Origin of the sequence: Marinomonas sp. UCMA 3892, from assembly GCF_012726345.1 — a bacterium.
Lineage (GTDB): Bacteria > Pseudomonadota > Gammaproteobacteria > Pseudomonadales > Marinomonadaceae > Marinomonas.
The window spans coordinates 69,704-76,077 of the sequence record NZ_PTXN01000020.1; the positions used below are offsets into that span (position 1 = coordinate 69,704).

Consider the following 6,374-nt stretch of genomic DNA (forward strand, 5'->3'; position numbering starts at 1 on the left):
GATCCAATTGAAATGCTGTAGTTTTAGCTAATTTGTTAGGAGAGTTTGAATGAAGATAGGGATTGATCTTGGGACAACCCATAGTGTTGTTGGTGTTTGGAAAGATGGTAGCGTTCAGCTAATACCTGATATGGAAGGCAACATACTTGTTCCTTCTGCCGTGGGGATGTCTGAAGACAATTATATTCTTGTCGGACAAGCTGCCAGAGATAGATTAGCAACAAATCCAGATCAAACCGTGACAGAATTTAAGCGTTTCATGGGGACAGACAAAATTTTTTGGCTAAATGACCAAGAATACAATGCTATTGAATTATCGGCCATTCTATTAAAAAGTCTGAAAGAACAAGCTGAACAATATTTAGAAGAGCCTGTCTATGAGGCCGTTATTTCAGTACCAGCCTATTTTAATAACAAACAGCGCCAAGCCACTCAACAAGCCGCATCACTTGCAGGGCTTGATGTTGAACGATTGCTTAATGAACCAACAGCAGCGGCTTTAGCCTATGGGTTAGATAACCAAGACAGTGAGCAAACTTATTTAGTATTGGATCTTGGTGGTGGTACTTTTGATGTGTCAGTTATCGAAGTATTTAATGAAATATTTGAGATACATGCTTCTTCAGGTGATAACTATTTGGGGGGCAATGATTTCACAAATATCATTCAAAAAGATGTGTATCAAAAACATAATGTCCAGAGAGGATTTCTCACCGGAAGTGAAGAACGTAATATTTGGTCGTTATGTGATCAACTAAAGCGCGATTTAACAGAGCAACCGGAAGCGAGCTTTGAATTTCAATATAAAGACGAAATATACCGATATTCTCTTACTAATGAAGATTTTCGTATTATTAGTTCAGAGTTAATAGAGCGAATTAAATTCCCTATTAACAGAGCCATGTCAGACGCGGACCTTAAAGTCGATGAGATAGATGGATTGATTTTTGTTGGTGGTGCGACCCGCATGCCGATTTTTCAAAAACAAATCAGTCATGCGTTTTCTCGTATTCCTCAAACTCAATATAATCCAGACCATGCTATTGCCATTGGTGCGGCTATTCAGGCTGGTATGAATGAGCGCGATAAGCAGCTACAAGATGTCATAATGACCGATGTTTGCCCATACACATTAGGTGTTGAGGTAAGTAATAAGCATGGTCAATCCGAGTTTTTACCCATCATCGAGCGTAATGCGACCATTCCAGTCAGTGAAACTCGCTCCGTTTACTCGGCTCATCCTCAACAAGAAAAAGTACTCATAAAAATCTATCAAGGTGAAAATTATTTGCCGAAAGATAATGTTTATATGGGCGACTTAGAAATTGACTTAGAGCCATTAAACCAAATACAAGAGCTGTATTTAACTTACACCTATGACCTAAACGGTGTGATTGAAGTGGAAGTGACCAACGTTATCAGTGGTAAGAAATATCGAACTTATGTGGGCGAAAACAGTGAAAACATGGATGAAAACGAACTGCGTGAGCGCTTTATAAGACTAAATGCGTTGAAAATATTGCCTAAAGACAAGTTAACTAATACGGCTTTCAAGGCCAAACTTGAGCGGTTATTCCAAGAAAGTCTAGGCGAAAAAAGGCACGAAGTTGGTGAAGCCATAGGTCAATTTTTAGACGTGTTGGAAACCCATGATAATCATAAAATCGAGCGGATGGTTGAGAGAATCAAGCAATATCTTAATATTTAACTGAAGGCTCTTTTCTGCAAAGAGGTTGCGCTATTACATGAGGCAAGCAAAGGACAAGTAATGAATCATTGGGAAGTATTAGGCATAGAGCCCACTAAAGACAAGCGTGTCATCAAACTAGCCTATACCGAATTATTGAAAAAAAACTCGCCGACGGAATTTCCTGAAGAGTTTAAGAATCTACGTAAAGCGTTTGAACTAGCGACTAAAGAAGCTAAAAAGCTAGAAAAAGCTGAAAGTCAGTCAAGTGATTCGCATCATGAAAAGGCAAGCTTAACTGAAGAGAGCTGCTTCACTGAAAAGCCTGCTTTCATCGAGGAAGACACTTTTTCTTTTGAAGAGGCGGATTCTTTTGAAGAGGCTTTTCAGGGTGATGAAGAAGCGCAAGCCTATACGGAAGAGCGTGCTCCAGAGCCTATTGAGCTGGGTTCTGTTGATTCTATCGAATCATTGCAAATGGCTTTGCATGAATTATACCGCGATGTTCAAAAACGCAGTGATGTAGAACAGTGGAAACGACTGTTTTCTTCTCCTATCTTTTGGCAGGTTGATCAAAGCCAGTCTTTGTCAATTTGCTTGCTTGAGTTCTTTTCAGCACACTTCTTTTTACCGGAAGACGTTTTCAGCTTCATCGATGGTAACTTGAAAATTACCGGCGAACTGTCTTCGACAAAAAATAGCCACCAGCGAGATATGGCGCTTGCTCTCAGTATTTATATTAAAAGTTTACCACTCAGAGTTGGCCTTGGTTCTCATAGGCAAGTAAATGCAGATGTGCCTTTTGATAAATTTCTATATCACTTGCAACTGCGTAATTACATTGAGAACAAGTGCCTCTATGACAACTTAGAAAAAAGTGACATTCTCCAGCTGGCGGCCAAAATTCTACCTGAATTTAAAGAAGACTTTGCTCTGTATGAGTACATGACTAAGTGGCTTTGGTCATTAGATGGCTATCAAGAAATACATGACTTACTTGATACCTTAGAGATTTCAGAGTCTGCCGAAGATCTATTGAACTATCAAGCTCACGCTGTTTTCAAAATACAGGATTATCATTCCGCGTTATCACTGTATTTGAAAATAGACCAATTAGACCGGGATTTTTTAAATACCAAGCTCATGTTTAAGGACATTGGTTTGTGTTATTTGCACCTCAAAGAATACGAAAAAGCGTATTTCTATCTCGCTTCTGCTGTTCGAATGGCTTTTACTGACATAGACATAAGGGCTGCTTTAACCACTGCTAGACGGCTTTATATCAAAGAGTTGCAGAAAGACGAGGAAGCAAACGTAATTGAAATAGCGCAATTACAATATCAAAATGGTCGCTATCAAGACGCTTTAACAACCACACAAAACTATCATCGTACCTTTGTCAGTAACAATAATTATCTACAGGCCCTATGTCTCGCTAAATTGGGCCAATTAGATGATGCGTTCTTATTATTCCAGTCATTTTTTAAGCAATATAAAAGAAGACAGCTTTGCACTTGGCCATTAATTGTGGATTTAGTGGAATACTGTTCGGAGCTCATCACATTTGAATACTTATTTGAGGATTTAATGGATGAGCTTGAAACGGATGATTTCAGCCGCTCCCATGAAGTGCTATATCAACCAGGGTCTGTAAAAGAAGTGGCTTATTCAGAACGGGAAAGCGCCGTATTAGAACTTTCCATTGAAACCAAAAAGCCATCTTGTTTCAAAGAATATTGGGATTTTATCTACCGTCAGGAACACGCGTGGGCCGTTATTATGGTGCTTAGAGCCACATTAGCGGATTACGATGATCCTAGCGTGGCACCTGAGCTTCGACAAGCGGCACTTGCTGGAATCAATGAGGCAATGCCAAAAGTGAAGCATAACCCTAAATGGGTTTTGCCATTTTTAAATATTGCCTATATCGAAAGTGATTACGATAAATGCTTTAACTTATGTGATATCTGCATCAGCGCTTATCCAAATATAGCGGCGGCTTATTATTACAAAGGGCGCTCGTTCGCCGATTTAGAAAAATACGAACATGCCGTGCCCTTATTGGAATTGTCTGCTCAGAAATTTGGCAACCAAGAGTATGGTGTTTACTCACTTCAATTTGCCATTGAGTGCTGTGAGAAACTAATTGAGAACGGTCAACCTTTCCATAACAAATATACAGAATTGTCTCAGCAGTTGAAAACCATGAAGGAGGTTGTTGGTGAGTAGTGAAAATGAAATATTGCTTCCTAGCGAGCCGTTAACCGCTGAGCAAAAATTATGGCTAATTAGTCTTTCTTCTTTTCTTTCTCTGCCTAATAGTTATTCCTTAGACAGCTTGGAAAATAAGAGTGAAAAATACACCCCAGAAGCCATTATTGCTGGCAACTCAAAAGTGCTAAAAAACAGCTATGGAATTAATGACAAAAATGAGTTTATTGACACCTTAGATATTTTTTGTGGTACCGCTCGCAGCCAAGAGTTTATGTATTTAATGAAAGAGTGGGCCAAACCTGATTTATATGCGAAACGGCTTTTTGGAAATCCTCACAAGTACAAAGGCACTGAGGTGGAAATCGCTTCAGTCTGGGCTGAAAAGTACCGAACGCCATTGTCTCATTGTGGTATTCAAGCGTTTGATATTGGTCGATATGCCTTTCTGTGCCGCTGTGCTTACACCGTTAGCTTAATAACCGAAGATGAAGCATGGGCTTTTCTCCTACGTATCGGGAAAATTGCCCAAGAATGCTTCACAAGCTGGTACGAATTTGCTACCAGCTATACCGTAGGTCGCTGTATTTGGCTGGATATTAATATTGATGGTATAGAATCAACGGAAAACACCTTTGATGTTTTGGAAAAAATCCAGACAGAATCTGAGGAGTTAGAGAAAATTTTGGCCGATCATAAGCACCCTTGGAGTATACTGGGTTGGGAAATCTCGTTCTAGGGAGGCTCAAAACGCTTATCCCAGTGAACGTGCGATAGAAAGCAATACTCAAATAGAACGCTAAGAAAGAGCAAAATATGAACACTAAAATTTATAAAGAAGTATTGTATCTAGCCAAAGAACTGATGACCTGCGCGAATAAAAAAGACCAAGCGGGCTTTGATGCGTATTACCAAGAACTGAAGGCCATCTGTGATGACAATGACGGCACAGATAAAGATCACCCAGTACAATGGGAAACCCTTGGCGACTTTACCGATGATTTAGAACAAGCGATTGCTATCTACGATAAAGCCTTAGAAAAAGCCGCGGCAATCAACTCAAAAGACTATTTATCCTCCATTGGCTTTTCTGCCGCTCAATTGAAAATAGAGCTTGGCGATAACGCTAATGCTATTGAATACCTTGAGCAAGCCAAAATCCACAGCAATAAAATCATCGACAAAGAGTTAAAAGCAGAAATACATGACCTGCTATTTGACTTAAAAAAAGCCTAAAGTAACCAAAAGAAATCAGAGACAAAGCATGGAACGTCCTACCAAGGAACAGATCAGCGAACTGCCTTTGTATATTGGCCTTGGTCTTTCCGACATCCACATCGTTGAAAACGAAGTTGATGCGGAACAGGCCATAAAAGCACTAGAAAATGAGACAAGCCTAGGATTTGATACCGAGAGCAAACCGATTTTTCAGAAAGGCCAAGTCAGCCCAGGTCCATCGCTTATTCAACTTGCAACAGAATCAAAGGCATTCCTCTTTCCAACTCGATTTCCTTCAGCTGTCGCTGCCGCCAAACAGATACTTAGCAATCCCAAGATCAAAAAAATTGGCTTTGGCATAAAAGACGACAACAAAGAACTGCGTAACAAACTCGATATCGACATTTGCAACACACAAGACTTGTCCGTCACCTTAAAGCAACTGGCCGGTGAGAAAAACACCATAGGCGCCCGCGCCGCCGTCGCCATGGTACTGGGAAAACGCCTTGGCAAAGGCGCCCAAAAATCCAACTGGGGCGCTTATCCACTAAAAGAAAACCAAATACTGTATGCCGCCAATGATGCGCATTCTGCTATTTGTGTGGAGAGGGCGTTGGTGCGTTAGGTCTTAGTTTCTTCCCCTTTTCAAGGGGAAGACGGAAGATGGGGTCATTGGTTTCATTCAAACACTCTGTATTCCCGACCTTTATTTCCGCTTTTTAATTCAGGAAAAAGCTGAGCGGGTAACTTTTTTCAAACGATAAAAAAGTAACCAAAAAATCTTTTATCGGGCTACCGCCCAAACGTCTTATTCACACTGTTTAACGTTAGCTTTAGCGAGACGATTTATATCGTAAGGCATAGATTATTTATTCGGTGGGAGATAGATCGTCAAACAATGACTCTGAAACTCTATAAAGTCGCACAACTTCGTTTCGTCGAACTGAGTTCATCAGTGATGTAGGTTTTTCGTAGGGCGTCATGAGATAATTGGACTCCCCCAACTCCTAGAGCTGGGTTAATATTTTGGCTCTCACACACAAAATATTATGGAGTCCAACATGCACAATATAATCACAGGTGTTGATTTAGCAAAAGAAGAAATTCAAGTTTGCGTCTCTAAACGCAACAAGGTGCAGTCTAATCAGGCAATGACACCGTCACAATTTACTTCTTGGTTGGCTTCCTCAAAATCTATGACGATTGTATTTGAGGCATGCAGCACATCAAATTATTGGAAGCAATCTGCATTGAAATA

The 6,374-nt window shown here is 40.2% G+C and carries 5 protein-coding genes and 1 pseudogene; all 6 read left to right on the forward strand.

The annotated features are described in order from the left end of the window. Positions 1–49 precede the first annotated feature (49 nt). Positions 50–1,708, forward strand: coding sequence for a molecular chaperone HscC (locus tag B6N13_RS20710; protein WP_169460470.1), 1,659 nt, complete (start codon positions 50–52; stop codon positions 1,706–1,708). A 60-nt stretch (positions 1,709–1,768) separates the two neighbouring features. Next, the gene (locus tag B6N13_RS20715; RefSeq protein WP_169460471.1) at positions 1,769–3,916 is read left to right on the forward strand and encodes a molecular chaperone DnaJ; all 2,148 of its coding nucleotides are present in this window, start codon (positions 1,769–1,771) and stop codon (positions 3,914–3,916) included. Then, positions 3,909–4,637, forward strand: coding sequence for a DUF1266 domain-containing protein (locus tag B6N13_RS20720; protein ID WP_169460472.1), 729 nt, complete (start codon positions 3,909–3,911; stop codon positions 4,635–4,637). Before B6N13_RS20715 ends, B6N13_RS20720 begins: the two co-directional genes overlap by 8 nt. A 77-nt stretch (positions 4,638–4,714) precedes the next feature. Next, on the forward strand, positions 4,715–5,134 hold the full coding sequence (locus B6N13_RS20725) for a tetratricopeptide repeat protein (protein ID WP_169460473.1): 420 nt from the start codon (positions 4,715–4,717) through the stop codon (positions 5,132–5,134). 28 nt (positions 5,135–5,162) lie between these two features. Next, positions 5,163–5,741, forward strand: a complete 579-nt coding sequence (locus B6N13_RS20730; RefSeq protein WP_169460474.1) for a 3'-5' exonuclease — start codon at positions 5,163–5,165, stop codon at positions 5,739–5,741. Between the two features lie 436 nt (positions 5,742–6,177). Continuing rightward, positions 6,178–6,374, forward strand: a pseudogene (locus B6N13_RS20735) (IS110 family transposase); the annotation flags it as partial.